Origin of the sequence: Radicibacter daui (assembly GCA_030657355.1) — a bacterium.
Classification (GTDB): Bacteria; Pseudomonadota; Alphaproteobacteria; order Radicibacterales; family Radicibacteraceae; genus Radicibacter; species Radicibacter daui.
In genome coordinates this window covers 1,460,370-1,486,796 of sequence record CP131056.1, presented here as the reverse complement: position 1 = coordinate 1,486,796, position 26,427 = coordinate 1,460,370, and the positions used below count along the sequence as shown (strand labels likewise).

29 protein-coding genes are annotated in these 26,427 nt (G+C 65.0%); 17 read left to right on the top strand and 12 right to left on the bottom strand.

What is annotated here, in order from left to right:
- The first annotated feature begins 104 nt into the window (after positions 1 to 104).
- Positions 105 to 1,292: a benzoate/H(+) symporter BenE family transporter gene (locus QTL98_RS07015; RefSeq protein ID WP_445681507.1), complete on the top strand. Its 1,188-nt coding sequence runs from the start codon at positions 105 to 107 to the stop codon at positions 1,290 to 1,292.
- Between the two features lie 12 nt (positions 1,293 to 1,304).
- On the opposite strand, the gene QTL98_RS07010 is transcribed toward QTL98_RS07015, so the two are convergent.
- The gene (locus QTL98_RS07010) at positions 1,305 to 1,868 is read right to left on the bottom strand and encodes a hypothetical protein (RefSeq protein ID WP_445681506.1); all 564 of its coding nucleotides are present in this window, start codon (positions 1,866 to 1,868) and stop codon (positions 1,305 to 1,307) included.
- Entirely contained in the window at positions 1,865 to 2,494 is a 630-nt protein-coding gene (locus QTL98_RS07005) for a response regulator (protein WP_445681505.1), read from the bottom strand. The genes QTL98_RS07010 and QTL98_RS07005 overlap by 4 nt, the downstream gene beginning before the upstream one ends.
- Positions 2,495 to 2,912: 418 nt before the next feature.
- Between QTL98_RS07005 and QTL98_RS07000 the strand changes: the two genes are divergently transcribed.
- Positions 2,913 to 3,161 carry a DUF1127 domain-containing protein gene (locus tag QTL98_RS07000; protein ID WP_445681504.1) on the top strand — a complete coding sequence of 83 codons (249 nt, stop codon included), beginning with the start codon at positions 2,913 to 2,915 and terminating at the stop codon, positions 3,159 to 3,161.
- Between the two features lie 98 nt (positions 3,162 to 3,259).
- Here the strand turns inward: QTL98_RS07000 and QTL98_RS06995 are convergent, their stop codons facing one another.
- The 5 genes from QTL98_RS06995 to QTL98_RS06975 all read right to left on the bottom strand — a co-directional run bounded on the left by QTL98_RS06995 (position 3,260) and on the right by QTL98_RS06975 (position 8,310).
- A complete protein-coding gene (locus tag QTL98_RS06995) occupies positions 3,260 to 4,627 on the bottom strand; it encodes a glutamate--cysteine ligase (protein ID WP_445681503.1) in 1,368 nt (455 codons plus the stop codon).
- Between the two features lie 115 nt (positions 4,628 to 4,742).
- A complete protein-coding gene (locus QTL98_RS06990) occupies positions 4,743 to 5,486 on the bottom strand; it encodes a 16S rRNA (uracil(1498)-N(3))-methyltransferase (RefSeq protein ID WP_445681502.1) in 744 nt (247 codons plus the stop codon).
- A complete protein-coding gene (locus QTL98_RS06985) occupies positions 5,483 to 6,445 on the bottom strand; it encodes a DMT family transporter (protein WP_445681501.1) in 963 nt (320 codons plus the stop codon). The genes QTL98_RS06990 and QTL98_RS06985 overlap by 4 nt, the downstream gene beginning before the upstream one ends.
- A 75-nt stretch (positions 6,446 to 6,520) precedes the next feature.
- Positions 6,521 to 7,435, bottom strand: coding sequence for an aromatic amino acid exporter YddG (gene yddG, locus QTL98_RS06980; protein WP_445681500.1), 915 nt, complete (start codon positions 7,433 to 7,435; stop codon positions 6,521 to 6,523).
- Between the two features lie 116 nt (positions 7,436 to 7,551).
- Positions 7,552 to 8,310, bottom strand: coding sequence for a helix-turn-helix domain-containing protein (locus QTL98_RS06975; RefSeq protein WP_445681499.1), 759 nt, complete (start codon positions 8,308 to 8,310; stop codon positions 7,552 to 7,554).
- 140 nt (positions 8,311 to 8,450) lie between these two features.
- Between QTL98_RS06975 and QTL98_RS06970 the strand changes: the two genes are divergently transcribed.
- On the top strand, positions 8,451 to 8,699 hold the full coding sequence (locus tag QTL98_RS06970; protein ID WP_445681498.1) for a DUF1272 domain-containing protein: 249 nt from the start codon (positions 8,451 to 8,453) through the stop codon (positions 8,697 to 8,699).
- Here QTL98_RS06970 and QTL98_RS06965 read toward each other — a convergent pair.
- Positions 8,696 to 9,202 (bottom strand): hypothetical protein, encoded by a 507-nt coding sequence (locus QTL98_RS06965; RefSeq protein WP_445681497.1) that lies wholly within the window; start codon positions 9,200 to 9,202, stop codon positions 8,696 to 8,698. The genes QTL98_RS06970 and QTL98_RS06965 overlap by 4 nt on opposite strands.
- 206 nt (positions 9,203 to 9,408) lie before the next feature.
- On the opposite strand from QTL98_RS06965, the gene ubiA reads away from it, so the two are divergent.
- From ubiA to QTL98_RS06950, 3 genes are read left to right on the top strand one after another with little or no spacing between them, the layout of a single operon-like run.
- Positions 9,409 to 10,371: a 4-hydroxybenzoate octaprenyltransferase gene (gene ubiA, locus QTL98_RS06960; RefSeq protein WP_445681496.1), complete on the top strand. Its 963-nt coding sequence runs from the start codon at positions 9,409 to 9,411 to the stop codon at positions 10,369 to 10,371.
- Positions 10,372 to 10,395: 24 nt separating this feature from the next.
- Positions 10,396 to 11,106, top strand: a complete 711-nt coding sequence (locus QTL98_RS06955; protein WP_445681495.1) for a class I SAM-dependent methyltransferase — start codon at positions 10,396 to 10,398, stop codon at positions 11,104 to 11,106.
- Positions 11,107 to 11,130: 24 nt separating this feature from the next.
- The gene (locus tag QTL98_RS06950) at positions 11,131 to 11,628 is read left to right on the top strand and encodes a 2-thiouracil desulfurase family protein (RefSeq protein ID WP_445681494.1); all 498 of its coding nucleotides are present in this window, start codon (positions 11,131 to 11,133) and stop codon (positions 11,626 to 11,628) included.
- Here QTL98_RS06950 and QTL98_RS06945 read toward each other — a convergent pair.
- Positions 11,625 to 12,521 carry a LysR family transcriptional regulator gene (locus QTL98_RS06945; protein WP_445681493.1) on the bottom strand — a complete coding sequence of 299 codons (897 nt, stop codon included), beginning with the start codon at positions 12,519 to 12,521 and terminating at the stop codon, positions 11,625 to 11,627. The two genes, QTL98_RS06950 and QTL98_RS06945, sit on opposite strands and share 4 nt — an antisense overlap.
- Positions 12,522 to 12,625: 104 nt before the next feature.
- On the opposite strand from QTL98_RS06945, the gene QTL98_RS06940 reads away from it, so the two are divergent.
- From QTL98_RS06940 to QTL98_RS06925, 4 genes are all read left to right on the top strand, one after another.
- Entirely contained in the window at positions 12,626 to 13,465 is an 840-nt protein-coding gene (locus QTL98_RS06940; RefSeq protein WP_445681492.1) for an SDR family oxidoreductase, read from the top strand.
- A gap of 121 nt (positions 13,466 to 13,586) precedes the next feature.
- Positions 13,587 to 15,101 carry a UbiD family decarboxylase gene (locus tag QTL98_RS06935; protein ID WP_445681491.1) on the top strand — a complete coding sequence of 505 codons (1,515 nt, stop codon included), beginning with the start codon at positions 13,587 to 13,589 and terminating at the stop codon, positions 15,099 to 15,101.
- Positions 15,102 to 15,133: 32 nt separating this feature from the next.
- Positions 15,134 to 15,673, top strand: a complete 540-nt coding sequence (locus tag QTL98_RS06930; RefSeq protein ID WP_445681490.1) for a phosphatase PAP2 family protein — start codon at positions 15,134 to 15,136, stop codon at positions 15,671 to 15,673.
- Positions 15,674 to 15,686: 13 nt separating this feature from the next.
- Positions 15,687 to 16,070: an MmcQ/YjbR family DNA-binding protein gene (locus tag QTL98_RS06925; RefSeq protein WP_445681489.1), complete on the top strand. Its 384-nt coding sequence runs from the start codon at positions 15,687 to 15,689 to the stop codon at positions 16,068 to 16,070.
- Positions 16,071 to 16,105: 35 nt separating this feature from the next.
- Here QTL98_RS06925 and QTL98_RS06920 read toward each other — a convergent pair whose 3' ends face one another.
- From QTL98_RS06920 to QTL98_RS06910, 3 genes are all read right to left on the bottom strand, one after another.
- Positions 16,106 to 17,482: an aspartate aminotransferase family protein gene (locus tag QTL98_RS06920; RefSeq protein WP_445681488.1), complete on the bottom strand. Its 1,377-nt coding sequence runs from the start codon at positions 17,480 to 17,482 to the stop codon at positions 16,106 to 16,108.
- A 60-nt stretch (positions 17,483 to 17,542) separates the two neighbouring features.
- Positions 17,543 to 19,036, bottom strand: coding sequence for an NAD-dependent succinate-semialdehyde dehydrogenase (locus tag QTL98_RS06915; RefSeq protein WP_445681487.1), 1,494 nt, complete (start codon positions 19,034 to 19,036; stop codon positions 17,543 to 17,545).
- A gap of 225 nt (positions 19,037 to 19,261) precedes the next feature.
- The gene (locus tag QTL98_RS06910; protein WP_445681486.1) at positions 19,262 to 19,753 is read right to left on the bottom strand and encodes an Lrp/AsnC family transcriptional regulator; all 492 of its coding nucleotides are present in this window, start codon (positions 19,751 to 19,753) and stop codon (positions 19,262 to 19,264) included.
- Positions 19,754 to 19,807: 54 nt separating this feature from the next.
- Between QTL98_RS06910 and ehuR the strand changes: the two genes are divergently transcribed.
- From ehuR to eutB, 7 genes are all read left to right on the top strand, one after another.
- Complete coding sequence (ehuR, locus tag QTL98_RS06905; RefSeq protein WP_445681485.1) at positions 19,808 to 21,193, top strand: MocR-like ectoine utilization transcription factor EhuR; 1,386 nt, start codon at positions 19,808 to 19,810, stop codon at positions 21,191 to 21,193.
- A 96-nt stretch (positions 21,194 to 21,289) separates the two neighbouring features.
- Positions 21,290 to 22,075 carry an ectoine/hydroxyectoine ABC transporter ATP-binding protein EhuA gene (gene ehuA / locus QTL98_RS06900; protein ID WP_445681484.1) on the top strand — a complete coding sequence of 262 codons (786 nt, stop codon included), beginning with the start codon at positions 21,290 to 21,292 and terminating at the stop codon, positions 22,073 to 22,075.
- Positions 22,076 to 22,266: 191 nt separating this feature from the next.
- Entirely contained in the window at positions 22,267 to 23,139 is an 873-nt protein-coding gene (gene ehuB, locus QTL98_RS06895; RefSeq protein ID WP_445682101.1) for an ectoine/hydroxyectoine ABC transporter substrate-binding protein EhuB, read from the top strand.
- A gap of 98 nt (positions 23,140 to 23,237) precedes the next feature.
- On the top strand, positions 23,238 to 23,897 hold the full coding sequence (gene ehuC, locus QTL98_RS06890; RefSeq protein WP_445681483.1) for an ectoine/hydroxyectoine ABC transporter permease subunit EhuC: 660 nt from the start codon (positions 23,238 to 23,240) through the stop codon (positions 23,895 to 23,897).
- A 15-nt stretch (positions 23,898 to 23,912) separates the two neighbouring features.
- The gene (ehuD, locus tag QTL98_RS06885) at positions 23,913 to 24,569 is read left to right on the top strand and encodes an ectoine/hydroxyectoine ABC transporter permease subunit EhuD (RefSeq protein ID WP_445681482.1); all 657 of its coding nucleotides are present in this window, start codon (positions 23,913 to 23,915) and stop codon (positions 24,567 to 24,569) included.
- A gap of 19 nt (positions 24,570 to 24,588) precedes the next feature.
- The gene (gene eutA, locus QTL98_RS06880) at positions 24,589 to 25,386 is read left to right on the top strand and encodes an ectoine utilization protein EutA (RefSeq protein ID WP_445681481.1); all 798 of its coding nucleotides are present in this window, start codon (positions 24,589 to 24,591) and stop codon (positions 25,384 to 25,386) included.
- Positions 25,383 to 26,426: a hydroxyectoine utilization dehydratase EutB gene (eutB, locus tag QTL98_RS06875; RefSeq protein WP_445681480.1), complete on the top strand. Its 1,044-nt coding sequence runs from the start codon at positions 25,383 to 25,385 to the stop codon at positions 26,424 to 26,426. The genes eutA and eutB overlap by 4 nt, the downstream gene beginning before the upstream one ends.
- The last annotated feature ends 1 nt before the right edge of the window (position 26,427 follow it).

The window sequence follows — 26,427 nt, the reverse complement described above, 5'->3', positions numbered from 1 at the left end:
AAATGGATATTGGATCCAATTTTATGATAGCGGCTAACCACCGCGATCTCAAGCAACCTTACCGGCGACAGGACCGGAAACAGACAGAAAAGGGCAAGGGCAACATGACCGCGCAGTCTTCCGCGGCCGCACGCGGCGATCTTCTGCAACCTGTTTCTGCCGGCCTGCTGGCATCGCTGGTTGGCTTTGCCAGCTCCTTTCCCATCGTCCTTCAGGGCCTTGCCGGCGTCGGCGCCACTCCTGCCGAAGCCGCCTCCGGCCTTGTCGCGCTCTGCCTTGCCCAGGGTATCATCGCGGCCCTTCTCAGCTGGCGCTGGCGCATTCCGGTGACGACGGCGTGGTCTACCCCCGGGGCGGCGCTGCTGGCCGCAACCGGGCCGACCGTCGGCGGCTTTGCCGGTGCTGTTGGCGCCTTCGTTCTCGCCGGCCTGCTGGTGGTGCTGGCCGGCCTGTGGCGGCCTTTCGGCCGGGCCGTCTCCTCCATCCCGATGTCACTGGCGAGCGGCATGCTGGCCGGCGTGCTGATGGAGCTGTGCCTCGCGCCTGTCGAGGCCGTCAGTCAGATGCCGAAGCTGGCCCTGCCCATCATCATTGCCTGGGCGCTTGCCTGGCGCTTTGCCCGCCGCTTTGCGGTCCCCATCGCCGTGCTGGTTACAGCGCTGATGGTGGCCTTCGCCACCGAACTGCCCGCCGGCGTCTTTGCGCATGTGTGGCCAGAACCGGAATTCATTGTCCCGCATTTCTCGCTTGCGGCCACCATCGGCGTGGCGCTGCCGCTCTTCATCGTCACCATGGCATCGCAGAATGTGCCCGGCCTCGCCGTCATGCGCGTCAACGGCTACAACCCGCCAGTGCGGCCGGTCTTCGTCATCACCGGGCTTGGCAGCGTGGCCTCTGCCTTCTTCGGCGGCCATGCCACCAACCTTGCCGCCATCACCGCCGCGCTCTGCGCCGGACCCGAAGCGCATCCCGACCCGACCAGACGCTGGGTCGCAGCCTTCACTTCCGGCCTTGCCTATGTCGTGCTGGCTTTGGTGGCGGGCTTTGCCGCCGCTTTCATGGCAGCCTCGCCGCCCTTGCTGCTTCAGGCCGTCGCCGGCCTTGCCCTGCTCGGCAGTCTCGGCGCGGCGTTTGTCAGTGCCTTCCAGCGCGAGGACGAACGGCTTGCCGCCATCATCACCTTCGTGACGACGGCGTCCGGCATTGCTCTTTTCGGGATCGGGGCCGCCTTCTGGGGGCTCGTGGCCGGCGGCGTGGTCCTGGGCCTGGAGAAATTCAGGCCGCACGGATGAGGGCAGGCACCCTCATCCACCGCCATATTGCTTGATGGCCTTTTCCAGCATGGTGGTCAGTTCCTGACCGAGCGGACCACCATCCCCGCGGATATCCTGCGTCATCACCACGCGCATCGCGTCGATATGGGCGCGCACGATGAGCAGTTGCTCGTTGGTGGCTGTCTCCAGCTGCTCGGTAAACCGCCGCAGCGAGCGGCCAAAGCGCGTCATCAACTGATAGCCGAAACTGTCACCGAGCCCCTGCACATTGAGGGCGATGCGGGCGATCTTCTGCAACTGCGGCCCGCGATCTTGCGGATTACGCTGCTCCGCCTCCCGCACCAGACGCTGGAGCTGCAGCAGGTCTTCAACGCTCTGGTCCTTATAGGGCGGACGCAATTGGCCAACCGCCGCCTGCGCTTGCGCAATCAGCCTTTCATCGAACTGGCCTGGCAGGTTACCCGACATGTTACCACCCACCTTGTTCTTGAGGCGGTTGGTGGGGGTGACCATACGGGCGGTCGGCTTGGCCGGTGTATCTTCCAGCTCCGAGGCGGCAGGGGCCTGCGCCTTGTCCTGATCTTCGTCGCTCATGTCTCATACTCCACTTCGCCAATCGGCGTCGCGATGGCCTCACTCTGGCGCCGCTCCTCCCCGAAGGGCTCTTTCTTGCGGCGACGATCCGGGCCGAAATAATGTTCCGTCAGGATGAAAGGACGCCGCTGGTCGATGACAGACAGCAGGCGTGTGCAAACGCTGTTCACCGACATCGGCTTGGCAAGAAACTCGTCGATTCCCAAATCCCGGGCCTTGAAGACGAGATCCATTTCCGCATAGCCGCTCATCACTATGAAAGGCATATAACGGATAGGTTCGCTCTCATGCTTGCGCAGCCAGGTGAGCAGCGGCTCGGCGGTTTCGCCATCCAGAAACCAGTCGGAAATCACGATATCGATTCCCGACGATCCGGATTGCTGCAGCAGCCCCGGCGGCAGGGACAGGAGATCCTTGGCCTCGGCCACGGTCTCGGCGTGCAGCACGCGGCCAACGCCCATCGCCCGCAGGATCGTGGTCAGAAGCTGGGCGGCAAAAGGCATGTCCTCGACGAGGAGCACGCAAACGCCGTTCAGCTTGTAGACCGTCCTTGCCATTGCCGGTTCCCGCTCCCCACGGGGTTCTTTATCTGATCCAACCGTCGCATGTCTGCGCAGCGCCGCCAATGGCTTATCACCTTATGCAGCGGGCGCAAGAGGATGGCAACGCCGTGGCGATGGTGCGGCCGCTATCCGTTCGCATATGCCATAGGCGCCCGGCAGCAATGCAGGAACGGCACAGGACAAAGCTGCGACACAAGCGCATATACAGCGCCGAAGCAGATGCCTTTGCCGAACGCCCCCTGAAAAGGAACGCGATCGGGAAACCGGCCTCGAGCCTCCTTGACGCTAGGCACCAGATTGAACGGTGCTTCTAACGGTAAGCCGGCCCCCCTTTCAGCCGGAGTTACCGCCGACGATTGCGGCATCCAGGCCCGTAAGACCACGTACTAAAGGCGAAGCAAGAAAAGCCGACGCGATCATTCGCGCCGCATAGGGCGGCTGCGTAATGAGCGCGAGATCTGAAAACTGGAGAGATCGCAAAATGACCACCGTGACCAACCTCGTGACCACCCTCGTTGCCCGCTGGAAGGCCGCCCGTGAGCGCCGTGAAGCCATCGGCTACCTGTCCACGCTGACCGACTACGAACTGGCCGACATCGGCCTGACCCGTGCCGACATCGTTGCCGCTGTTGATGGCGTGCGCTTTGCCGACCGTGCCAACGAGCATTTCAGCACCGTTGCCGCTGGCGCTGCCGCCAACGACCGCACTGCGCTCGCTCGCGCCGCCTGATCCTGCCCGGCCCAAGGGCCGGCAGAGCAGCAAAAGCAAAAAGGGACCCTTCCGGGTCCCTTTTCTTTTTCATGCACCCTTTCGGGTAACAACAGGCCTCAGTAGGCGAACTCGTCATAGACCGGGTCCACCTTGCGGCCCCAGGCATCGTTGAAGCGGGCCAGCAGGATGTCAGCAGCGGACTTACCCGTGCGCGCTGCTTCGATCAGGCTTGCCAGATACTGCGTCTCGTCATTGCCCCAGCCGTCGCGCCGGGCGCGAGCCTTGAGCCCCGCCTCGCTGATCTCCAGCACACGCGCCGCCAAATCCTTGACCGAGCCGAAGCGGAACGGCGTCTGCAGCCCGCTCTTCGGCACTTCCCGGCGCAGATGGGCACGCTCTTCGGCCGACCAGTTCTTCACCAGATCCCACGCAGCATCGAGCGCCGTGTCGTCATAAAGCAGCCCGACCCAGAAGGCAGGCAGGGCGCAGATGCTCTTCCACGGGCCGCTATCCGCGCCACGCATCTCAAGGAACTTCTTGAGGCGGACTTCGGGGAAGGCGGTGGTCAAATGGTCCGACCAGTCGGTGATGGTCGGCCGCTCGCCCGGCAGGGCCGGCAGCTTGCCGTCAAGGAAATCGATGAAGGACTGGCCGGAGGCGTCGATATACTTGCCGTCGCGATAGACGAAATACATCGGCACCTTGAGCATGTAGTCGGCATAACGCTCAAAGCCGAAACCATCCTCGAACACAAAGGCCAGATCGCCGGTGCGGTCAGGATCGGTATCCGTCCACACCTGGCTGCGGAAGGACTTGAAGCCGTTCGGCCGCCCTTCGGTAAAGGGCGAGTTGGCAAAGAGCGCCGTGGCAATAGGCTGAAGGGCCAGCGACACCCGGAACTTCTTGACCATGTCGGCTTCGCTGGCGAAGTCGAGATTAACCTGCACGGTGCAGGTGCGCAGCATCATGTCGAGGCCAAGGCTGCCGCGCTTGGGCATATAGTCGCGCATGATCTTGTAGCGGCCCTTGGGCATCCAAGGCACATCGGCGCGCTTGGCCTTGGGGTTGAAGCCAAGCCCGATGAGGCCCAGCCCCAGCTCGCGCGCCACTTCCTTGACCTCGGCCAGATGGGTATGCACCTCGGCGCAGGTCTCGTTGACCGTCTTCAGCGGCGCGCCGGAAAGCTCAAGCTGCCCGCCCGGCTCGAGCGACACGTTGGAGCCATCCGGCCGGGTGAGAGCAATAATGTTCTCCCCTTCCCGCACCGGCTGCCAGCCAAAGCGCATAAGCCCACCGAGCAGCGCGCCGATGCCATCGGGTGCTTCATAGGACGGAGCCGTCTTGTCAGAGAGGCGGAAAACGAACTTCTCGTGCTCGGTGCCGAGGCGCCAGTTCTCGATCGGCTTGTTGCCGGACTCCATATAGGCGGCAAGCTCACGACGGTCAGTGATCGGGGCGCCAAGGCCGGAAGCGGGAGCGGACATGAAAAGCTCTTGATAGGCGGCCAAAGGCCGACGGTGACGGACGCGCAAGGCCGGGATTATGCCGCCTTGCAAGCGAAAGGAAAGAACGGAAACGACAGGATGACAGCCGGGCGGGTCAGCCCCGGGCAGGAGGCGGCAGGCGCCAGTCTCCGCATTTGGCCTGCCATAGGGCAAGGGCGGTTATGGCGGCGGTCTCGGCGCGCAGGATGCGCGGCCCCAGACCCACGCACACACAGTTGGGGTGGGCCGCGAGCACTTCAAGCTCCTCCTGTGTGAAGCCACCCTCAGGCCCGACAAGCACGGCGGCTGGCCCTGGCTCGCGCCCCTCAAGAACTGCTTCAAAAGGCCGGGCAGGCCCCGCCTCGGCACAGACATAGAGCGTGCGCTCAGGCGGCCATGCCGCGAGCAGCGCCGCCAGTTGCCGGGCCGGCCCACACTCCGGCACATCCAGCCGTTCGCACTGCTCGGCGGCCTCGGCGATCTGGGCGGCAAGCCTCTCGCTATTCAGACGCGGCGCATCGGTGCGGCGGGTGATGACCGGCAGCAGACGGGCAGCCCCCAGCTCCACCGCTTTTTCCACCACAAAATCGAGGCGGTGCTTCTTGATCGGCGCAAAGACCAGCCACAGGTCCGGCGACGGCTGGAAGGGGCGGCGCTGCGTCCCGACCTCGGCCACGGCCGCCCGCTTGGTCAGCGCCCCGAGCCGGGCATCGAACTCCCCGCTCTTGCCATCAAAAACAATCAGCGCTTGCCCGACATCACAGCGCAGGACCGCCCGCAGGTAATGCGCCTGCCCTTCGGTGAGGGGAACCGCCCCGCCTTCCGTCAGCGGACCGCCGACAAAAAGGCGCGGGATCATGCCGCCCTCCGCCGCAAGACCGGCATGCCCGACCCAGCCCGGCTGGCAATCGCCACGCCCAGCGCGGCAAGCGCCATGCCGCCCCAGGCAAGCGGGGGCAGCACTTCACCCAGAAGGCCCCAGGCCATCAGCGCGGCCAGCGGCGGCACGAGGAAGAAGAGCGCGGAAACCCGGCTTACCTCGCCGTGGCGGATCATCGCCAGCAGCAGGGAGACGGCGACCAGCGAATTGCCAATGACGAGATAGGCCATGGAAGCCACTTCGCTCCAGGTCCACTCGATATGCATGGTCTCGAAAGAAGCCGCGAGCGGGAGCATGACGACAAGCCCCACCGCATACTGGATGAGATTGACCATCACCGGATGGCGTCCACCGCCACGGCGCTTTTCGTAAAGCGCTGCCCCCGTCATCGCCAGGAGCGCGCCCACGCAGCACAGCATGCCGGCCGTGGACGTGCCGCCCACTTCCGAGCGGGTGAGCACGACGGCGCCCGCTCCAGCAAGGCCGAGCACAAGCCCGATCCAGCGGCCAAGCGTCACCTGCTCTCCGGTAAAACGCGGCGCCAGCAGGCCAACCAGAATAGGCTGAAGGGAGACGATGATCGCCACCGTGCCGGCGGGTGCCCCCAGCGTGTAGGCCAGATAACAAAGGCCGAAATAACCGGCCTGAATAAGGAAGCCGACTACCGTCAGGTCACGCCACGCAGCCCGGCTTTCCGGCAGGGGCGGACGCAGCACCAGGGCGACCGGCAGTAACACTGCAAGCGTCAGGGCAAAGCGCACCACAAGGAAGGTGAGCGGCGGGCTGTGCTGAAGCCCGAGCTTGGCGACCGAAAAACCACCCGACCACAACAGCAGGAATAGCGCTGGCGCCAGCGTCAGCCACAGGGGCCGGCGTGGGGCCGGGCCGGCAGCAAGCGCACCGGCTGCTTCAAGATCAGGGGTCAGTTGTCTTTTCATGATGCCGCACCCTAGCAAGTTGCGGCACGAACACCAGCGGACAAATCAATGGACATCAGGGCTCCGTGACCAAGCTCACGCCGGACTGTCGGTTACCGGCGCTCTGGCCGGGGAACGCAGCCGTCCGGTCGCCACCAGCGCCCCGGCAATGGTGAGGCCGGCTGCGGCAAAGAGAAACCAGGATGCCGGGGCAAGGCCCGTCAGCACCAGGGCCGCGGTAGAGAGCAGCGGCGCCAGGTAGGCCAACACCCCCAGCAGCGCGAGATGCCCCGCTTTGGTCGCATGGTCCCACGCCAGAAAAGCAAGACCGGTTGGCCCGATGCCGAGCGCGATCAGTGCCCCCCATTGCCGCATGTCCGGCACCACCGTCACCTCGAACATCAGATGGCAAAGCCCGCCGGCCACTGCGACAGCCGCACAGACCCCCACCATCATTGCCGGCGGCGTTGCAGTGAAACGCCGGTTGAGCACCGAATAACCCGACCAGGTGAGTGCGCAGGCAAAAGCCGCGAGATATCCCGCTGTCGCCGCGCCCGCCGCGACCTCCCCCATCTCGCCCTGCCGGGTGAAGATCACGATGCCGGTACCGGTGAATCCCATGAGTGCACCCACGACATGGCGCGCCATAAGCCGCGCTCCGGGCAACAGCGCAGAGAACAGCACGATCAGCAGGGGCCAGAGATAGGCGATCAGGCTGGCTTCTGCCGCCGGCGCTGCCGAGAGCGCATAGAAATAAAGCGCGTGGTAGCCAAATATCCCGGCAAAGGCGGTGAGCCAGGGTTGCCAGGGCTGGCGCATCTGCCCAAGCGCCCGGCGCCCCTGCACCGCAAGGGCGGCAATACCAGCCAAGGCCGCGACCGCAAAACTGAGCGTCAGCAGTTCAAAGGGCGGCAGGCCGCTTGCATTGACCGTCAGCAGCGCCAGCAGCGCCCAAAGCAGGATGGCCACCACGCCCACCAGCGTCGCCCTGACGGCCCGTTTCTGATCCATCATCCGCACTCGAAAGGAAGAGCTGTCGGGTCCGGATATCAGGGCAGATCATCTCTTGTCTTTGCCACGCGTCCGCCAGAGCAGGCCGGGCGTCCAAAAGCGGCGGCCAACCACACTCAGGAAAGAGCGCCTCGCCGCAGGGCTGCCGGCGTCGCTCCTCGCTCGCGCCTGAGCGCCCGCGTCAGCGCGCCCTGGTCGGCATAGCCCGCCCGCAGCGCAACTTCGGCCACCGGTAACCGGCCGCGCTGCAACAGCCGCACGGCTTCCGCAAGGCGCAGCTCTCTGAGAACGGCAAGCGGTGCGGCCTGATGATGGACGGCAAACAGTTCATAAAGCCCGCTGCGGCTGATCCCTGCTTCCCGCGCGATAAGCCCGGCGGTCAAGGGTTCGGCCAGATTGGCATGCATGAAGGCAAGCGCCCGCGACAAAGCTGCCGGCGGCGCCGCAACTCGCTCCTTCGGAGCAAGGCTGCCCAGCAACAATCGGGACCAGGCCACCGCCAGATCGGCGGGCAGTCCCCTCGCCCCCAGGCTGCCGGCGGCATAGTCGAGCAACCCCAGCACCGGGGAGGTAAGAGTAAAGAAGCCCGCCCCGCGAGCCGGGCCTCCATCAATGCTGCCCTCAATGCCGGAAAGGGAGATATCGGCAACGACAAAGGCATTCGTCCCGCCTTCCGCGCACGCCACGAAGGCGTGACGGGTTCCCGCCGGGATGAAGGCACCTGTCCCGCCGGCGACAAAGCCACCACAGCCGTCGATTTCAAGCTCAAGCCTGCCGGAACGGGGCAAGACCACCTGATGATGATGGTCATGGATATGCAGCGCCGCTTCGTGGCCGTAACTGCGCAGCTCAACATGCGTTGCGGTGCCTGACATCCCTGATCCCGGTCCCTCAAACCCTGCAGAAGGCCTGCTTGCCGATAAACCGGCGCGCTTGGCATACTCAGCGGCAAGGTCGCGATTATAAGGCGAACCGGAAGGCAACAACAGCCCGCCCCGCAGCAAGGAGTGCCATCATGCTGGAATTGCGCCCGAACTGCGAGTGCTGCGACACAGACTTGCCGCCGGCAGCAGAGGCAAGGATCTGCAGCTTTGAATGCACTTTCTGCCCGGATTGCGCCGACGCGCATTTTCACGGCGTATGCCCGAATTGCGGCGGCGAACTGGTGCAGCGCCCGGTACGCCCGGCGGAGAAGCTGGTGAACAACCCCGCAAGCCCCAAACGGATTGTGCTGCCGCACGATGGATGCGGGACGCGGCGCTAGCCTTCGCCGGCCGGGCGCAACCTGTGCGGCTGCATGGCGGACGGCAAGGGCAGCTCCTCGGCATAAAGATCGGCATTGCGATAGAAATAGAGGCCACAGAGCCTTGGTTGGCCTTCCTTGTCGGCGTAGGCGGCAAGGTGCAGCTGGCGCTGGCCGCCTTTGATTTCATAGGCGATCGCCAGCATCACCGCCGGATTGCCGCCGCAAAAGCCGCCGGCGGGGGCATAATCATCCACGGCTTCCCGGGTCACGCGCCTCAACTCGACGATGCGGCCACCGGCAAGCTGAAGGATGGTTTCATAATGATTGCCTGCTCCGTCGGCCGCGTAGGCCTGTACCCATCCCGCCGACTGGGTGCGGTAATGCAGTCCGCGGGATGAGGTAAGGCGCAAAGGCGTAATGTTGATGCCGCCGCTGACGGCGGCCGCGGTATCGTTCGCAGGCTCGAACCAGCCGGAGGCTGGCCGCTCAACGGCTGCCATCATGCCGGCAAGTTCGCTCACCTGCGCTTGACGATTGCGGGCGAAAAGCAGCACCGATAGGAATATGAGCAAATAGAAAAACCGCCGCACCCAGAAGGCCCCCTGCCGGAAAGCAGTGACCGGCGCCGACAGGGCCAGCCGGGGTTGGTACGGGTAACGGCCACGGTTCCGGGCGGGAAATCACCGCGCTCCAGCGGCAATGCGACAGAAAGAACAGGCAACATCCGATGAAGAGCGGCCATACGGACATTCTGACGGGCGACTGGATCGACAGACTGGCGCCGCAGGCAAGCCGCCCCTACCTGCGCCTTGCCCGGCTGGACCGGCCCATCGGCACCTGGCTTCTGCTTTTTCCCTGCTGGTGGAGCACGGCACTGGCGGCAACCCGCGAGAGCTTCCTTACCGCGCTCTGGTACGGGTTGCTGTTTGCCATCGGTGCCATCGTCATGCGCGGGGCCGGCTGCACCATCAATGACCTGTTCGACCGCGACATCGATGCCATGGTGGAGCGCACGCGGGTGCGCCCGCTGGCGAGCGGCGCCATCTCCGTACCGCAAGCACTGGCCTTCCTGGCCATGCAGCTGCTGATCGGCCTTGGTGTGCTGTTGCTTTTGCCGCCGGTCGCGATTGTGGTCGGCGCCATCTCCATGCTGCTGGTGGTGCCTTACCCGCTGATGAAGCGCATCACCGACTGGCCGCAGGCGTGGCTCGGCCTCACCTTCAACTGGGGCGCTCTGGTCGGCTGGACCGCGATGACGGCACCGGCAGGTCGGTCGCTTGCCGATGCCTTTACCCTGCCGCCCGACCTGCTGGCGCCGGTGCTGCTTTATATTGGCGGGCTGTTCTGGACGCTGGGTTATGACACCGTCTACGCCCATCAGGACAAGCTGGATGACATCAAGGTCGGCGTACGCTCGACGGCACTGCGCCTCGGCCGCGCCTCACCGCGCTGGATCGGCTTTTTTTACCTGCTCGCCACCCTGCTCTGGGCTGGAGCCGCGATTGCCGCCCATCGCGCCCCGCTGGCGCTGCTGGGTCCGGCTCTTGGCGCCGGTCACTTTATCTGGCAGATGCGGCGCTGGAACCAGGATGATCCGGCAAGCTGCCTCATGATCTTCCGTTCCAACCGTTTTACCGGCTGGCTGATGCTGGCCGGCTTTGCCATCGCCGCCCTCGCCACCACGGCCTGACCCGCCCTTCTCGCCGGACATTCGATGACCGACATCCCCGCTCCCGGCGACCTTCCGGCCTTCCTGCTTCAGCTCTCCCCGGACAATACGGCGCTTGCCGAGGTGATCCGCAAGGCGACCGAACTGAAGCCGACCGAACTGCTGCCCGAAATCCTGCTTTATCAGGCCAGTGAGATCACGCCGCTCTGGCAGGCCACCGAAGATTTGCTGAACAAGGCCGAGATCGAGCCCCCCTACTGGGCGTTTGCCTGGGTTGGCGGGCAGGCCATGGCCCGGCTGCTTCTGGACCGGCCCGAGCTGGTGGCCGGGCGCCGCATTCTCGATTTCGCCTGCGGCGGCGGCGTTGCCGCCATCGCCGCGATGAAAGCCGGCGCTGCCAGCGTGCTGGCGGTGGACATCGATCCGCTCGCCACCGCAGCCACCCGGGCCAATGCCCTGGCCAACGGGGTGACGGTGGAAACACTCGCCGCCGACATCGTGAACGGCCCGATCCCCGACTGCGACCTGCTGATTGCCGGCGACGTCTGTTACGATGCGCGGATGACGGCGCATATCCTGCCATGGCTGAGGCAGGTGGCCGCCGCCGGGATCACCGTGCTGCTGGGCGACCCTGGCCGGGCCTATGTACCGACCAGCGGGATAGAGCCGGTCGCCGAATATCGCGTACCCACCAGCGTCGCCATCGAGGACAAAAATGCCCGCGACACCCGCCTCTGGCGGCTGCTGGGCGCCTGAAGCCGGGAGGCAGCACCAAACGCCATGGAGCGCATCCTCGTCAGTGGCTGCCTGCTGGGCCAGAAGATCCGCTACAATGGCGGCGACAAGGCCCTCGCTCACGCACTGCTCACCCTCTGGCAGCGGGAAGGCCGGCTGGTTGCCATCTGTCCGGAACTTTCCGTCGGCTTCGCAACCCCGCGCCCAGCTGCCGAGATTGCAGATGCCGGTAACGGAAATAGCGTACTGACCGGCAAGGCCCGGGTGATCGAGCAGACCGGCCGCGACGTCAGCGCGCTTTATCGCGCCGGCGCCGAAATGGCACTCTCCCTCGCCCGCCAGCAGGGTTGCCGTTTTGCCCTGCTGACCGACGGCAGCCCCTCTTGCGGCAGCAGCTTTATCTATGACGGCAGCTTTTCCGGCGCCCGGCACGATGGCGAAGGCGTAACGGTCGCGCTGCTGCGCCAGCACGGGGTAACCGTCTTTGCCGAACATCAGATCGACGATCTTGCAAGGCTGCTGGCAATCCAGGAGCCAGGTTAGCCCCGGCGCTCCGGCCGGAGCATGTCAATAAAGGCCCGCAGCGCCGACGGCACATGACGGTGGCCGGGATAGTAGAGAGCCAGACCCGGTATCGCCGGGCACCATTCGTCCAGCACCCGCACCAGCCGCCCGGACATCAGATAGCCCTCTGCCATACGTTCCGGCACATAGGCGATGCCAAGACCATCCGCAGCGGCCGCCAGCATCAGATCATTGTCATCAAGGGTCAGCGGGCCGGACACCTCGACCGCCATTTCCAGACCCCTGCGGGCGAATTCCCAGCGGTACCGTTTTCCACTCGGCAGCCGCTGGCGAATACAGCGGTGCTGTTTGAGATCATCCGGCACCTCCGGCGCCGGATGACGTGCCAGATAGGAGGGTGCCGCCAGAGCCACAAACCGCATGTCTCCGCCAAAGCGCACCGCGATCATATCCTGCGGCACCGCCTCCAGCAGCCGGACGCCGGCATCAAAACCCTCCTCCACGATATCCACGAAACGACCGTCGCTGGCGATATCCAGTTCCACCGCCGGATAGAGTTCCAGAAACTGCGGGACGACAAGGTCGAGCAAAACCCGCGCAGCCCCCTTGCTGGCACTGATCCTCAGCGCTCCTGCGGGCTGTTTCTGCTCCAGCGCTACCAGATCAAGCGCCACATCCAGCTCTCGCAGCAGCGGGCTCACCCGGTCAAGCAAGGCAGCACCCGCCTCGGTCGCCGCAACACTGCGCGTCGTGCGATTGAGCAGCCGCACCCCGAGCGTTCGCTCCAGACCTATCAGGGTATGACTAAGGGCAGAACGCGAAATGCCAAGCTCATCCGCCGCCTTCCGGAAGCTGCGATGGCGGGCTATGGCAGCAAAAGCTGAAAGGTCATTGAGAGTAGGCCTGTCCATTGGTGAAAAACCCTCACCATCAAATCCACCATATGGCGCCTTATAGCACGAATAGATATCCCCCACATCGGAGAGGTTCCCCATCACAGCAAGGAATCTTCCCGATGCAAAAGACATGGCTCATTACCGGAGCGACCTCCGGCCTCGGCCTCATAATGGCAGAACGCCTGCTGGTCCGCGGCGACAGGATCGTGGCGCTGGTGCGACGGCCGGCCGCTCTCAACGCTCTATCGAAAGAATACGATCAGCAGCTTTTCGTACTGCCGCTCGACCTTTCCCGGCTCGAGGAAATCCGCCCCGCCGTCGACAAGGCCTTTGCTCTTGCCGGCCGCATCGACGTGATCGTCAGCAACGCCGCCTATGGTCTCTTCGGCGCAGCAGAAGAGGTCAGCGAAGACCAGATCCACCAGCAGATTGCCACCAATCTGACCGGTTCAATCCTGCTGATCCGCAGTGCATTGCCGCATCTGCGCGCACAGGGCAGTGGCCGTATCCTCCAGATTTCATCGGAAGGTGGCCAGATTACTTATCCGAGCTTCGGCCTCTATCACGCGACGAAATGGGGCATCGAAGGTTTTGTCGAGACCGTAGCCCAGGAGATCGCCCCCTTCGGCATTGACTGCATCATCGCCGAACCGGGTCCAACCGGCACAAACTTCGGGGCCAATCTGGCAATCGCCGGGACGATCCCGGCCTATGCGACGACCCCGGCCGGGCAGGTACGCAAGGCGATCAGCGATGGAAGCTTTGTTATCCGGGGCGATGCCGAACGGACGGTCACCGCGATGATCGCGGCCATCGACAGCCCGACCCCACCCCTGCGGCTCGCCCTCGGCAGCACCGCTTATAAATCCATCCACTCCGCCCTCACAAACAGGCTCAGGCTCCTGGAAGCACAAAAAGAGGTGGCCTTCTCCGCAGACCGTCCAGACACAGCGGCCTGACGAGGAAAACGGGCATCGGCACCCGCCATCATCAATACCACCGGAGCGGAACTCTGGCGGGCGCGGGCACAAATCCCTATTGTCGCGGGAAAGTTTTTTCCTCCCGCCTGAAGTAACGCCGATGCCCTACGAATCCTTACGCGATTTCATGAAGATGCTCGAAGGCCGCGAGCGGCTGGTGCGGGTGGGCGAGCCGGTGTCGACCGTGCTGGAGATGACGGAAATTCACACCCGCCTGCTGGCCGAGCAGGGCCCGGCGGTACTGTTTGAAAATGCCATCCGCGCCGATGGCCAGCGCTCGGGCATGCCGGTGCTCACGAACCTCTTCGGCACCGTCGAGCGGGTGGCCTGGGGCATGGACCGCGAGCCGCATGAGCTGCGCGCCGTCGGCGAAACGCTGGCTTTCCTGAAGCAGCCGGAACCGCCGGGCGGCTGGCGCGAGGCGATGGAGATGCTGCCGCTGGCCCGCACCGTCATGGCGATGAAGCCCAAGACCGTGGGCAAGGCGCCGGCGCAGGAGATTGTGCTGAAGGGCGGCGAGATCGATCTGGGCATGTTGCCGATCCAGAGCTGCTGGCCGGGCGAGCCTGCGCCGCTCATCACCTGGCCGCTGGTGGTGACGCAGGGCCCGACCGGCAAACGCGAGGACGCCTTCAATCTCGGCATCTACCGCATGCAGGTGCTGGGCAAGAACCGCGCGATCATGCGCTGGCTGAAGCACCGTGGCGGGGCACAGCATCACCAGCGCTGGAAACAGGCCGGCAAGACCGAGCCGCTACCCGCTGCCGTGGTGCTGGGCGCCGACCCGGGCACCATCCTCGCTGCCGTAACCCCGGTGCCGGACACGCTCAGCGAATACCAGTTCGCCGGTCTCCTGCGTGGGCGCAAGGTGGAACTGGTGGACTGCAAGACGGTGCCGCTGAAGGTGCCGGCGCAGGCCGAAATCGTGCTCGAAGGCCATGTAAGCCTCGACGATTATGCCGATGAAGGCCCCTATGGCGACCACACCGGCTATTATAATTCGGTGGAGCGCTTCCCGGTCTTTACGGTGAGCGCGATCACCATGCGCTCCTCGCCCATCTATCTCTCCACCTTCACCGGACGGCCGCCGGATGAACCCTCCGTACTGGGCGAAGCGCTCAACGAGGTGTTCATCCCGCTGCTCATCCAGCAGTTCCCGGAAATCGTCGATTTCTGGCTGCCGCCGGAAGGATGCAGCTACCGCATTGCCGTCGTCAGCATGAAGAAGGCCTATCCCGGCCATGCCAAACGGGTGATGATGGGAGTATGGTCGTTCCTGCGGCAGTTCATGTACACCAAGTGGGTCATCGTGGTGGATGACGACATCAATGCGCGCGACTGGAAGGATGTGATGTGGGCAATCTCGACCCGCATGGATCCGGCCCGCGACGTGACGGTGATCGAAGGCACCCCGATCGACTATCTGGACTTCGCCTCGCCGGAAAGCGGCCTCGGCTCCAAGATCGGGCTCGACGCGACCAACAAATGGCCGCCCGAGACCAAGCGTGAATGGGGTGAGAAGATCGCCATGGAGCAGTCGATCGTCGATCTGGTCGACAACAAATGGTCGAAGCTCGGCCTGCCGGGCTCGGGAAAATCGATCTGGACGAAATAACAACAGGCACAAGCCAAAAGGGGACAACACGAATGACGGGCAAGATCGCCGGAGCAGTCTTTTCAGCAGCACTGATCACGGCGCTTGCCGCCAGCGCCCCGGCCCGGGCGGACAATATCGAGAAGGCCGGCAACGTTCTCAAGATCGCAATGCCTCTGGCGACCGCCGGCCTCACCGTGCTGAAGGATGATCGCGAGGGCCTTGCCCAGTTCGGCATCGTTTATGGCGCAACGATGCTGACCTCCTTCGGGCTCAAATCCTTCATTCATGAAGACCGGCCTGACCATAGCGACGACAATTCCTTCCCGTCGGACTCCACCGCCAGCGCCTTTGCCGCCGCCTCCTTCCTCGACCAGCGTTACGGCTGGGAAATCGGCCTGCCCTCCTACGCGCTCGCCAGCTTCGTCGGTTATTCCCGCGTCGAGGCGGACAAGCACCATGTCGGCGATGTGGTGGCCGGGGCGCTTATCGGCTGGGGCTTCAACCAGCTGATCACGACGCGCAGCGACATCACCGTGCATCCGATGCTGGGAACGGACTATTTCGGGCTCGGCCTCGACCTCAAATGGTGAGGAACTGCCGGTCATGAGCGATGCGCAGGAATTGAAGGCAGCGGCCGAAAAACTGCGCGAACTCAGCCTTGGCCTGCCGGAAGCGGTAGAACTGGAAACCTGGGAACGGCCAACTTACCGGGTGCGGGGCAAGATCTTCGCCATGGAGCGGGCAGACAGCGGCCGCATCGCCGTCTGGCTCAAAGCACCGCCCGGCAGCCAGCAAATCCTGATTGCGGCAGACAGGAACCGCTTCTTCGCCCCGCCCTATGTCGGCCCCAAGGGCTGGATCGGCATTCATCTGGATAATCAGCCGGACTGGGAGGAAGTCTCCTTCCATATCCGCCGCAGCTACAGCCTGATCGCCCCGAGAAAACTGGCCGGTCTCCTGGAGAGCACAAAGAAGGGCGGCGGATAAGAAGCCCCCGCCCTTCTTTGCCGGTTTGCGGCCGGTCAGACCGTTAGCACCTCGTCCACAGCCGCCTTTGCGGCGGCGATGATGATGTCGGCCTCCTCCTGCGTCAGGCAGAGTGGCGGCGCAAAACCCAGAATATCGCCCTGCGGCATGGCACGGCCGATGACGCCCTGCTTCAGCAGCGCCGCCGCAAGGGCCGGCCCCACCTTGCGGGCGGGATCGAAGAACACACGGTCATCCTTGTCTTCAACGAACTCGATGGCCGCCATCAGCCCTTCGCCGCGCACCTCGCCGACATTCGGATGGTCCGCCAGTGCCGCCTTGAGGCCGTCGAGGAAATACTTTCCGGTTTCGCCGGCGTTGGCGACGAGGCCCAGCTTGTCGATCAGCTCAAGATTGGCGATGCCGGCAGCCGTGCAGAGTGGATGGGCGGAATAGGTCCAGCCATGGCCGATAGCACCCAGCGCGTCGGAGCCCTTTTCCAGCCCCTTCCACATCCGCTCGCCCACAATAACGCCTGAAAGCGGGGCATAGGCCGAGGTGAGCCCCTTGGCGATGGTGATGAGGTCCGGCTTCATGCCGTAATGCTCGCTGCCGAACATCGAGCCAAGGCGACCGAAACCGGTGATCACCTCATCGGCAATCAGCAGGATGTCATACCTATCGAGCACGGCCTGGATCTTCTGCCAGTAGCCGGCGGGCGGCGGCACGATGCCGCCGGTGCCGAGCACCGGTTCGCCGATGAAGGCGGCGACCGTCTCCGGCCCTTCCGCAAGGATCATCTCCTCCAGCTTGTCGGCACAATGCTGCGAGAATTCCTCTTCCGTCTGCGAGCGATCGGCGCGGCGGAAATAGTAGGGCGCCTCGGTGTGCAGGATGGGCGCGCGCGGCAGGTCGAAGGCGTGGTGGAACAGCTCAAGCCCGGTGAGGCTGCCCGTCATCACGCCCGAGCCGTGATAACCACGCCAGCGCGAGATGATCTTCTTCTTCTCCGGCCGGCCCAGCACATTGTTGTAGTACCAGACCAGCTTGATGTTGGTTTCGTTGGCGTCGGACCCGGAAAGGCCGAAATAGACCCGGCTCATGCCCGCCGGCGCCCGGTCGATGATCATACGGGCAAGCCGGATCGACGGCTCGCTGCCATGGCCGACATAGGCATGGTAATAGGCGAGCTGGTGCGCCTGCTCGGCAATGGCATCGGCAATCTCGCGGCGCCCATACCCGACATTGACACAATAGAGCCCGGCAAAGGCATCGAGGCTGCGCTTGCCGGCAGCGTCAGTGATGTAGACCCCCTCGCCGCCCGCGATCACCCGGTTCGGCGTCTCGCCGCGCGCATGCGCCGCCATATGCGTGGAGGGATGGAAAAAATGGTCCCGGTCCCACGCTTCCAGTTCGTTGCTGCGCTCCAGCATGGCTGCTTCTCCTGTTCCTTGCGATGATTTGTCGATGGGTGTGCCGGCGAACTGACAGGGTCAGGCAACGTCCAGGCAGAGATATTTGAGGTCGGTGAAAGCCTCGATGCCGTGGCGCGAGCCCTCGCGCCCGAGGCCGGACTGCTTGACGCCGCCAAAGGGCACGGGCGCCCCGGTGATCTTCACCCGGTTGACGGCGACCATCCCGTAATCGAGCGCCTCGCCAAGGCGGAAGATGCGGCGCGGATCCGCCGTCACCACATAGGCGACAAGGCCATATTCGGTATCGTTGGCACGGGCGACGGCCTCTTCCTCGCTATCGAAGGGCAGCACCGCCGCCACCGGCCCGAAGGTTTCTTCGGTGAGGATCGACGCCCCTTCCGGAACGTCGGCCAGCAGCGTCGGCTGGTAAAAGAGCCGCCCGGCCTTGTGGCGTTTGCCACCGGCCAGCAGCGTCGCGCCGCGCGCCAGTGCATCGGCAACCTGCGCCTCGACCTTGGCGATGGCGCGCTCATGCATCAGCGGGCCAATCTCCACGCCCGGTTCCAAGCCAGTCCCGACTTTCAGGGCGGCAATACGCTCGGCAAAAGCCGTGCAGAACGCGTCATAGACCGGCCGCTCGACATAGATGCGGTTGGCAGCAAGGCAATCCTGCCCGGAGGTGGCGAACTTGGCCGCCATTGCAATATCGACAGCCTTGCCGAGGTCGCTGTCGGCAAAAATCAGCAACGGCGCATGGCCGCCAAGTTCCATCACCAGCTTCTTGACCGTCGGGGCGCATTGCCCCGCGATCAACCGGCCGATTTCGGTGGAGCCGGTAAAGCTTATCGCCCGCACGCGGCTATCTTCGCAAAGGCGCTTCACGATGGGCGCCGCCTCTCCGGTCACCACATTGAAGACACCGGCGGGCAGTCCGGCGCGCTCGGCAAGCTCCGCCAGTGCAAGGGCGGAGAGCGGCGTTGCCGAGGCGGGATGGGCAACGACGGTGCAGCCTGCCGCAAGCGCCGCGGCCGCCTTGCGCGTCAGCATCGCACTGGGGAAATTCCATGGCGTCACCAGCCCGACGACGCCGACCGGCGCCCGGCTTACCAGCATGCGCGCATCCGGCAGGTGGCTGGTCACCCCCTCCACATTCAGCCGGCGCCCCTCTTCGGCGTACCAGTCAATGAAGGAGGCGGCATAGTCGATCTCGCCCTCCGCCTCGGCGAGCGGCTTGCCCTGCTCCAGCACCATCAGCAGGGCAAGGTCGGCCTTTGCGGCCAGCACCAGCCGGTGCCATTCTCTCAGCAGCCGGCAGCGCTCCTGCGGCAACAGGGCCCGCCAGCCTGCCAGCGCCTGCTGCGCGGCATCAATGGCAGCGCCCGTACCGGCACCATCGAGATGGGCGACCCAGGCAAGGTTGGCGCCGGAGGCGGGATCGCAAACCTCGAACGCCTTGCCGCCGGGCCCGGCATGCCACTTGCCGCCCACATAGGCGAGCTCCCGCAGCAGGCGGCGATCCTCAAGCCGGTCCAGCGCCTCGTGACGGTGAAGCCGTGCTGCCTGTGCTGTCATGACGAGCGCCCCTTGCCTGCCGCCAGCCCCCGAAAGGGCCGGAGAGTTGAAAACGGAGGTGCCGGAGCGGACATCGCAGCGGCGCCCTCTGTTCAAAGCGTAAGGGGACCTGAGGAGAGGATGGGTCTGTTGTGACCGCCGGTGGCAGACAGTCTCTCCGGCAGGGGCTGCCCGGGGAGAGACTGTCTCTTCTTCCGGGCCCGGCGGAAGGGCCGGACGGAGGGGCTAGCCGGCCGGGGGCACCAGCACGGAAAGCGGCAGGCCGGGTTCATCCTTCACAATGCGGGTCACGATATAGGTGAAGTAGCGGTCAATGCCGGCGTCCCCTGCCAGCAGCCCGTCCACCAGCCGCTGATAGGCATCGATGTCCGGCGTGACCACCCGCAGCATGTAATCGATCCCGCCGCCGACTGACCAGCAGCTCACCACTTCGTCATGCTGGCGCACGATTTTTTCAAAGCGATCAAAATCCGCCTGGCGGTGCGCACCGAGCGTCACCTCCATCAACACCATCGCGCTCGGCCCCAGCGGCCTCAGCGCCAGCCGGGCGTGATAACCGCTGATGATACCCCCCTCCTCCAGCCGCTTCAGCCGGTTCCAGCACGGAGTTGGCGACAGGCCTACGGCTTCCGCCAGCGCCAGTTTGGTGATACGCCCGCGCCGCTGCACCTCGGCCAGGATCCTGATGTCGATCGCATCCAGTTTGAGAGAGGTCATGGGCCGCTGGTTTTTTCATTGTCAATTGCACTGATTTTGATCACTAACTGTAGCATGACAATCTGGCAACCGGATCCCTCCAAACTGCGCCGCCCCGTCTATCTCTCCCTCGCGGAGGAGATATCCGGCGCTATTGCCGACGGGCGGCTGGCCAATGGCACCAAGCTGCTGCCGCACCGGCGGCTGGCTGACGATCTGGGCATTTCCGTGCAGACGGTCGGCCGCGCCTATGAGGAGCTGGGTCGGCGGGGCCTGGTTTCCGGCGAGACCGGACGCGGCACCTTCGTGCGCACCCCGCAGCGCGAACCCGACCCGCCCTATATTCCCGAACGGCTGGACCAGGTAGAGGATCTCTCGATCCTGAAGCCGGTGTGCGAGCCGATGCATGTGGAGCATCTGCAGGCCGCCCTCGCCGACCTCTCCCGCTCGCTCGACCCGGCGATTGCCCTCTCCTTCCGCCCCAATACGCTCTTCACCCGCCACCGCACCGTCGCACTCGACTGGCTGAAGCTGTGCGGAATCGAGTGCCAGCCGGGCAATGTGTGCCTCACCAATGGCGCCACCGCCGCCATGACCATCGCCTTGATGGTGGCCGCGCCGCCCGGCTCGACCGTGGTCACGGAGGAGATCGGCCACCACACGCTAGTGCCGCTTGCCGCCTATCTGGGGCTGAAGCTTGTCGGCCTCGCCATCGACGATGACGGCATCGTGCCGGATGCGCTGGAGCGCGCCTGCCGCGAGGGGGATGTGCGGGCGCTTTATATGGTGCCGACGGCGGCAAACCCGACCGCCACCACCATGAGCCTGACGCGCCGGCAGCAGATCATCGAGATCGCGCGCCGCCACGGGCTGCTGATTGTCGAAAACGATGCGCTCGGCCCGCTGGTTTCCGAGCGGCCGGCACCCTTCGGGGCGCTTGCCCCGGACATCACGCTCTACCTCACCACCTTTACCAAATGTGTGATGCCGGGCCTGCGCAATGGCTATCTGGTAGTGCCCGACCGGCTGGTGCCGGCAGCCGCCAACCGCCACCTCGTGACCAACTGGATGGCAACGCCGCTGCTGGCGGAAATCGCCGCCAGATGGGTGGAAGATGGCAAGGCACAGCAGCTGATGGAATGGCAGCGCACCACGCTGCGGGCACGCCAGCGTATTGCCGCCGAATTGCTGGCCGGCACCGGGTATTGCAGCCAGCCGGAAGGGCTGCATGTGTGGTTGCCGCTGGGAGAAAACCGCTCCGAAGCCGCCTTCGTCTCCCATGCCCGGCTGCAGAATGTCGCCATCGCCCCCGGCTCGTCCTTCGTGACCTCCGGCAGCCAGCATCCGGCCGCCGTGCGTATCTCCGTGGGCTCCACCAGCGAAGAGGGCCTGCGCCGTGGCCTTACCTGCGTTGTCAACCTGCTCAGCAGCGAGCCGGAACCGGTGTTGCTGGCCATTTGACTGAAATTGACATGATTCAATATAATAATTGACATGATTTTGTAAGGCTCCCATCGTCGGTGCACACAACGGAACGCACCGGGGAGCCTCCGCGCCGTGTCCCAGCCGATCATCGAAGTCGACCGTATCAGCAAGAATTTCGGCGCCTACAATGTGCTGAACGAGCTGTCGTTCTCGGTGAAGCCGGGCGAGAAGCTGGCCCTCATCGGCCCTTCCGGCTCGGGAAAGACCACCATCCTGCGCATCCTGATGACCCTTGAGGGCATCAATGGCGGCCACATAAAGGTGGAAGGCGAACATCTTTTCCACATGCAGCGTGGCGACAGGCTGGTGCCGGCGGACGACAGGCATCTGCACCGCATGCGGGCCAAGATCGGCATGGTGTTCCAGCTCTTCAATCTCTTCCCGCACAAGACGGTTCTCGACAACGTTACCCTCGCGCCCATGCTGACCAAGGGCGTGCCGCGCGCCGAGGCTGAAGCCGAGGCCATGCGCCTGCTCGCCATGGTCGGCATGGCCGAGAAGGCGAAGATGAAGCCGGCTTCCCTTTCCGGCGGACAGAAGCAGCGCGTTGCCATTGCCCGTGCGCTCGCCCTCCAGCCCAAAATCATGCTGTTCGACGAGGTGACCTCCGCTCTCGACCCCGAACTGGTCGAGGAGGTGCTGAATGTCATGAAGCGCCTCGCCGAAGAGACGGACATGACCATGCTGCTCGTCACGCATGAAATGGGCTTTGCCCACGATTTCGCCGACCGGGTGCTGTTCTTCGACCGCGGCAACATCGTGGAAGAAGGCCCGCCCGAGCAGATTTTCACCGACCCGCGCCAGGAACGCACCCAGGCCTTCCTCAGGAAGATCATCGCCGCGGGCCATCGCATCTGACGCCTTCCCGCCGCCCGGGAAGCCGCAGGCAACCAAGCACCAGAAAATGGGCGGAGCTATCCGGGAGGCCGGATCGAAGGGCAGTGGACAGGGAGGTCCGCTGCCTGCCGGGGGCCTCTTTTCTTGCAGACAAGAACATAACTGGCCGCAAAGCGGCCTCATCGAACAGGAGACACGGGAAAATGAACTTCATGACAACCGGCATGAGGGTCGGCAGCGGCAAAAGCCTGCGCATCACCCTTGGCGCGCTGGCGGCCCTTGCCCTTTCCAGCAGCTTCATGAGCGCCCCGGCCGTCGCCGACGGCAAGCTGGAAGAGCTGAAGAAGCAGGGCTTTGCCCGCGTGGCCATCGCCAACGAGCCGCCCTATACCGAAGTGAAGCCGGACGGCACCGTCAGCGGCGCCGCGCCGGATGTGGCGCGCGAGGTCTTCAAGCGCCTCGGCGTCGGCGACATCGTCGCCTCCATCTCCGAATATGGCGCCATGATCCCCGGCCTGCAGGCGGGCCGCTTCGACGCGGTGACCGCCGGCCTCTTCATGAAGCCGGAGCGCTGCAAGGCGGTGGCCTATTCCGAGCCGATCCTGTGCGATGCCGAGGCCCTTCTGGTGAAGAAGGGTAACCCGATGGGCTTTGCCAGCTACAAGGACATTGCCGACAATCCCAAGGCCAGGATCGGCGCTCCCGGCGGCGGAACGGAAGAAAAGCTCGCCCTGCAGGCCGGCGTGCCGCGGGATCGTGTCATCGTGGTTCCGGACGGGCAGAGCGGCGTCAAGATGTTGCAGGACGGGCGCATCGATGCCTATTCGCTGCCGGTCCTCTCCATCAACGATCTGGTGAAGAAAGCGAACGACCCCGACCTGGCTGTCATCGCGCCGGTCAAGGGTGCGCCGGTCTATTGCGACGGCGCCGCTTTCCGCAAGCAGGATGCCGATCTGCGCGATGCCTATGACAAGGTGCTGGCGGAGATGAAGGCGTCGGGCGATTTCGCCAAGATCATCGAGCCCTACGGCTTCTCGGCAGCGGCAGCCATGTCAACCACCCGCGACAAGCTGTGCGGCGGCTGACCTGAGCAACGGCACGGGTTGCCGGCAGGCATCATCGCCGGCCGGCAGCCCCGCCCCTTCAAGCCTTCCGCCAACAGACAGACGGTGCGGCACCGGTAATGCACTCCTGGTTCAGCTTCATCCCACTCATTCTGGAAGGGGCCCTCGTCACGGTGGGGCTGACGCTCGCCGGCTGCGTGCTGGCGCTGATGATGGCCTTCATCGCCGGCCTCGGGCGCCTCTCGCTGCACGCCCCGGTCCGGTGGCTTGCCACCTGCTATATCGAGTTCTTTCGCGGCACCTCGATCTTCGTCCAGCTGTTCTGGGCCTATTTCGTGCTGCCGCTGTTCGGCCTGACGCTGACGCCGCTGGAAGCCGGCATCCTCGCCCTCGGCCTCAATGTCGGGGCCTACGGCGCCGAAGTGGTACGCGGGGCGGTGCAATCCATCGGGCGCGAGCAGCATGAGGCGTGCCGGGCACTCAACCTCACCCGCTGGCAGGGGCTGCGCCACGTCATCCTGCCGCAGGCGCTGGTCCTGATGCTGCCGACCTTCTGCAACAACGCCATCGAACTTTTGAAGGCAACGGCCGTGGTCTCGCTCATCTCGCTGTCGGACATGACCTTCCAGGCACAGGTGGTAAGGGCGCAGACCGGCAGCACCGCGGTGCCCTTCATCACCATCCTGCTGCTCTATTTCGTGATGGCGCTTGCGCTGTCCAGATCCATCCGCGGCCTCGAGAAGCGCCTGACGCGCGGCCTCGAAGGCGTGCGAACCTGACGGGGAGGCCGAGAGTTGGACTGGTCCTGGTCTTTCGTCTGGGAAATCCTGCCCACCCTGCTGGAGGGTGTGCGCGTTACCATCCTGGCAACGCTCGGCGGGGCGGTGCTGGCCGCCGTCATCGGCCTTGCGCTTGCCCTGCTGCGCCGCTCGCCAAACAAGGCGGTGATGCGCACAACCAGCTTCGTCATCGAGTTCATCCGCGGCACGCCGCTGCTGGTGCAGCTCTATTTCCTCTTCTATGTGCTGCCGGACGCCGGCATCACGCTCGGCCCGATGACGGCCGGCCTTATCGGCCTTGGCCTCCATTACGGCACCTACACGGCCGAGGTGTACCGCGCCGGTATCGACAATGTGCCGACCGGCCAGTGGGAGGCCGCCAAGGCCTGCAACCTGACCGGCCGGCAGACCTGGACCCAGATCATCCTGCCGCAGGCGATCCCGCCGATGGTGCCGGCGCTCGCCAACTATCTGATCGCCATGTTCAAGGAAACGCCGCTGCTCTCGGCCATCACCGTGCTCGAGCTGATGAACCAGGCCCGCAGCGTTGCCAATTTCAACTACCGCTATCTCGAACCCATGACGCTCGTGGGTGTGTTCTTCCTCATCATCAGCCTCATCTCCGTCAGCCTGCTGCGCCTGCTCGAGCGCCGGCTGGGACGGATCGGCTGACTTCAGGACCGGTGCCCCGATGGCCGATATTCCGCTCCGCCGCTCCCCGCTTTCGCTGCCCCCGCAGACGCTGGGCTTCGACGCCAGCCCGTTTGAAAAACGGGTGGGGCTGATCGTCCTGTCCACAGATCACACCAGCGAAGCGGATTTCCGCCGCATGGTGGCGAGCGAGCGTATCGGGCTCTACACCTCCCGCATCGGCTGGACCAACCCGGTAACGCCGGAAAATCTGCGCCGCATGCAGCCGCGCCTAACCGAAGGCGCCGCCCTGCTGCTGCCGGACGAGCCGTTCGATGCACTTTGTTATTCCTGCACCTCCGCTTCCGTCGTCATCGGCGACGCGGCGGTGGAGGCGGCGATTGTCGCCGGCAAACCCGGCACGCCGGTGGTCACGCCCCCCGGCGCGGCGCGGCAGGGTTTTGCCGCCCTTGGCGTTCGCCGTATCAGCATCCTTACCCCTTATACCGAAGCAACCAGCGCCCCGATGGCGCGCTATTTTGCCGAAGGCGCCGCGGGCGGCCCCGGGCTCGACGTGCTGGGGCTCACCTGCTTCGGGCTGGAGGATGACCGCGAGATGGCGCGGGTCGACCAGCGCACGCTGGTGAAGGCCGCCATCGAGGCGACCGCGCCGGAGGCTGAAGCGCTCTTCATCTCCTGCACCGCCCTGCGGGCTGCCGAAATCGTGCCGGAGATCGAGGCCGCCATCGGCCGCCCGGTTATCTCCAGCAATCTTGCCTCCGCCTGGGCCTGCCTGAGGCTATGCGGCGAAACCACGCCGCAGCCGGCACTCGGCCGCCTGATGGGGCTCGCCTCATGAGCAGCGCCGTCCTCCGCAATGAAGCTTCCGCGCTGCCGGTGACGCTGGACGATATCCGTGCCGCCCGGACCCGCCTTGCGGGCCATATCGAGCGCACGCCCCTCGCGCCCTCCCCCTCCCTTTCCGCCCGGCTGGAAGTGCCCGTCTGGCTGAAGCTGGAAAGCCGCCAGCGTACGGGCAGCTTCAAGCTGCGCGGCGCCACCAACGCCGTGCTGGGCCTTGATGCGGCTGCCCGGGCGCGCGGCGTTACGGCGGCTTCAACAGGCAATCATGGCCGTGCACTCGCCCATGCCGCGGCGGCCGAGGGCATTCGCTGCGTTGTGTGCATGTCGCGCCTCGTGCCGCCCAACAAGCTGGAAGCAGTGAAGGCGGAAGGGGCAGAAGCGCGGATCGTCGGCCGCTCGCAGGACGAGGCCCAGCTGGAAGTCAACCGGCTGGTGGCGGAAGAAGGCCTCACCGCCGTGCCCCCCTTCGACCACCCCGCCGTCATTGCCGGTCAGGGCACGATGGGGCTGGAAATAATCGAGGATCTGCCCGACCTCGCCACCGTGCTGCTGCCGGTCTCCGGCGGCGGGCTGGCGGCAGGCACGGCCGCGGCGATCCGGGCGCTGAAACCGGATGTGCGGATCATCGGTATTTCCATGGAGCGTGGCGCCGCAATGGCGGCCAGCCTTGCCGCCGGCCATCCGGTCGATGTGGAGGAACTGCCGACGCTGGCGGATTCCCTCGGCGGCGGCATCGGCCTCGGCAACCGCTACACCTTCCAGATGCTGCGTGCCCTGCTCGATGACCTCATCCTGCTGAGCGAGGCGGAAATCGCTGCCGGCATCGCCCATGCCTATCACCAGGAGCGCGAGGTGGTGGAAGGCGCCGGCGCCGTCGGCATTGCCGCCCTGCTGGCCGGCAAGATCGGGAGCCAAGGGCCAGTAGTGGCCCTGCTCTCCGGCCGCAACATCGACATGGCACTGCATCACCGCCTCGCCGGCGGCGAGCGCGTCGACATAGCCGCCCTCTCCCCCGCAGCACAGGAGCTTCGCTGAG

Bases quoted from the DNA above. Each gene is read 5' to 3' on its own strand.
- QTL98_RS07015 (WP_445681507.1), top strand. From the start codon at position 105: ATGACCGCGCAGTCTTCCGCGGCCGCACGCGGCGATCTTCTGCAACCT.
- QTL98_RS07010 (WP_445681506.1), bottom strand. From the start codon at position 1,868: ATGAGCGACGAAGATCAGGACAAGGCGCAGGCCCCTGCCGCCTCGGAG.
- QTL98_RS07000 (WP_445681504.1), top strand. From the start codon at position 2,913: ATGACCACCGTGACCAACCTCGTGACCACCCTCGTTGCCCGCTGGAAG.
- QTL98_RS06995 (WP_445681503.1), bottom strand. From the start codon at position 4,627: ATGTCCGCTCCCGCTTCCGGCCTTGGCGCCCCGATCACTGACCGTCGT.
- QTL98_RS06990 (WP_445681502.1), bottom strand. From the start codon at position 5,486: ATGATCCCGCGCCTTTTTGTCGGCGGTCCGCTGACGGAAGGCGGGGCG.
- QTL98_RS06985 (WP_445681501.1), bottom strand. From the start codon at position 6,445: ATGAAAAGACAACTGACCCCTGATCTTGAAGCAGCCGGTGCGCTTGCT.
- yddG (WP_445681500.1), bottom strand. From the start codon at position 7,435: ATGGATCAGAAACGGGCCGTCAGGGCGACGCTGGTGGGCGTGGTGGCC.
- QTL98_RS06975 (WP_445681499.1), bottom strand. From the start codon at position 8,310: ATGTCAGGCACCGCAACGCATGTTGAGCTGCGCAGTTACGGCCACGAA.
- QTL98_RS06970 (WP_445681498.1), top strand. From the start codon at position 8,451: ATGCTGGAATTGCGCCCGAACTGCGAGTGCTGCGACACAGACTTGCCG.
- ubiA (WP_445681496.1), top strand. From the start codon at position 9,409: ATGAAGAGCGGCCATACGGACATTCTGACGGGCGACTGGATCGACAGA.
- QTL98_RS06955 (WP_445681495.1), top strand. From the start codon at position 10,396: ATGACCGACATCCCCGCTCCCGGCGACCTTCCGGCCTTCCTGCTTCAG.
- QTL98_RS06950 (WP_445681494.1), top strand. From the start codon at position 11,131: ATGGAGCGCATCCTCGTCAGTGGCTGCCTGCTGGGCCAGAAGATCCGC.
- QTL98_RS06945 (WP_445681493.1), bottom strand. From the start codon at position 12,521: ATGGACAGGCCTACTCTCAATGACCTTTCAGCTTTTGCTGCCATAGCC.
- QTL98_RS06940 (WP_445681492.1), top strand. From the start codon at position 12,626: ATGCAAAAGACATGGCTCATTACCGGAGCGACCTCCGGCCTCGGCCTC.
- QTL98_RS06935 (WP_445681491.1), top strand. From the start codon at position 13,587: ATGCCCTACGAATCCTTACGCGATTTCATGAAGATGCTCGAAGGCCGC.
- QTL98_RS06930 (WP_445681490.1), top strand. From the start codon at position 15,134: ATGACGGGCAAGATCGCCGGAGCAGTCTTTTCAGCAGCACTGATCACG.
- QTL98_RS06925 (WP_445681489.1), top strand. From the start codon at position 15,687: ATGAGCGATGCGCAGGAATTGAAGGCAGCGGCCGAAAAACTGCGCGAA.
- QTL98_RS06920 (WP_445681488.1), bottom strand. From the start codon at position 17,482: ATGCTGGAGCGCAGCAACGAACTGGAAGCGTGGGACCGGGACCATTTT.
- QTL98_RS06915 (WP_445681487.1), bottom strand. From the start codon at position 19,036: ATGACAGCACAGGCAGCACGGCTTCACCGTCACGAGGCGCTGGACCGG.
- QTL98_RS06910 (WP_445681486.1), bottom strand. From the start codon at position 19,753: ATGACCTCTCTCAAACTGGATGCGATCGACATCAGGATCCTGGCCGAG.
- ehuR (WP_445681485.1), top strand. From the start codon at position 19,808: ATGACAATCTGGCAACCGGATCCCTCCAAACTGCGCCGCCCCGTCTAT.
- ehuB (WP_445682101.1), top strand. From the start codon at position 22,267: ATGACAACCGGCATGAGGGTCGGCAGCGGCAAAAGCCTGCGCATCACC.
- ehuC (WP_445681483.1), top strand. From the start codon at position 23,238: ATGCACTCCTGGTTCAGCTTCATCCCACTCATTCTGGAAGGGGCCCTC.
- eutA (WP_445681481.1), top strand. From the start codon at position 24,589: ATGGCCGATATTCCGCTCCGCCGCTCCCCGCTTTCGCTGCCCCCGCAG.
- eutB (WP_445681480.1), top strand. From the start codon at position 25,383: ATGAGCAGCGCCGTCCTCCGCAATGAAGCTTCCGCGCTGCCGGTGACG.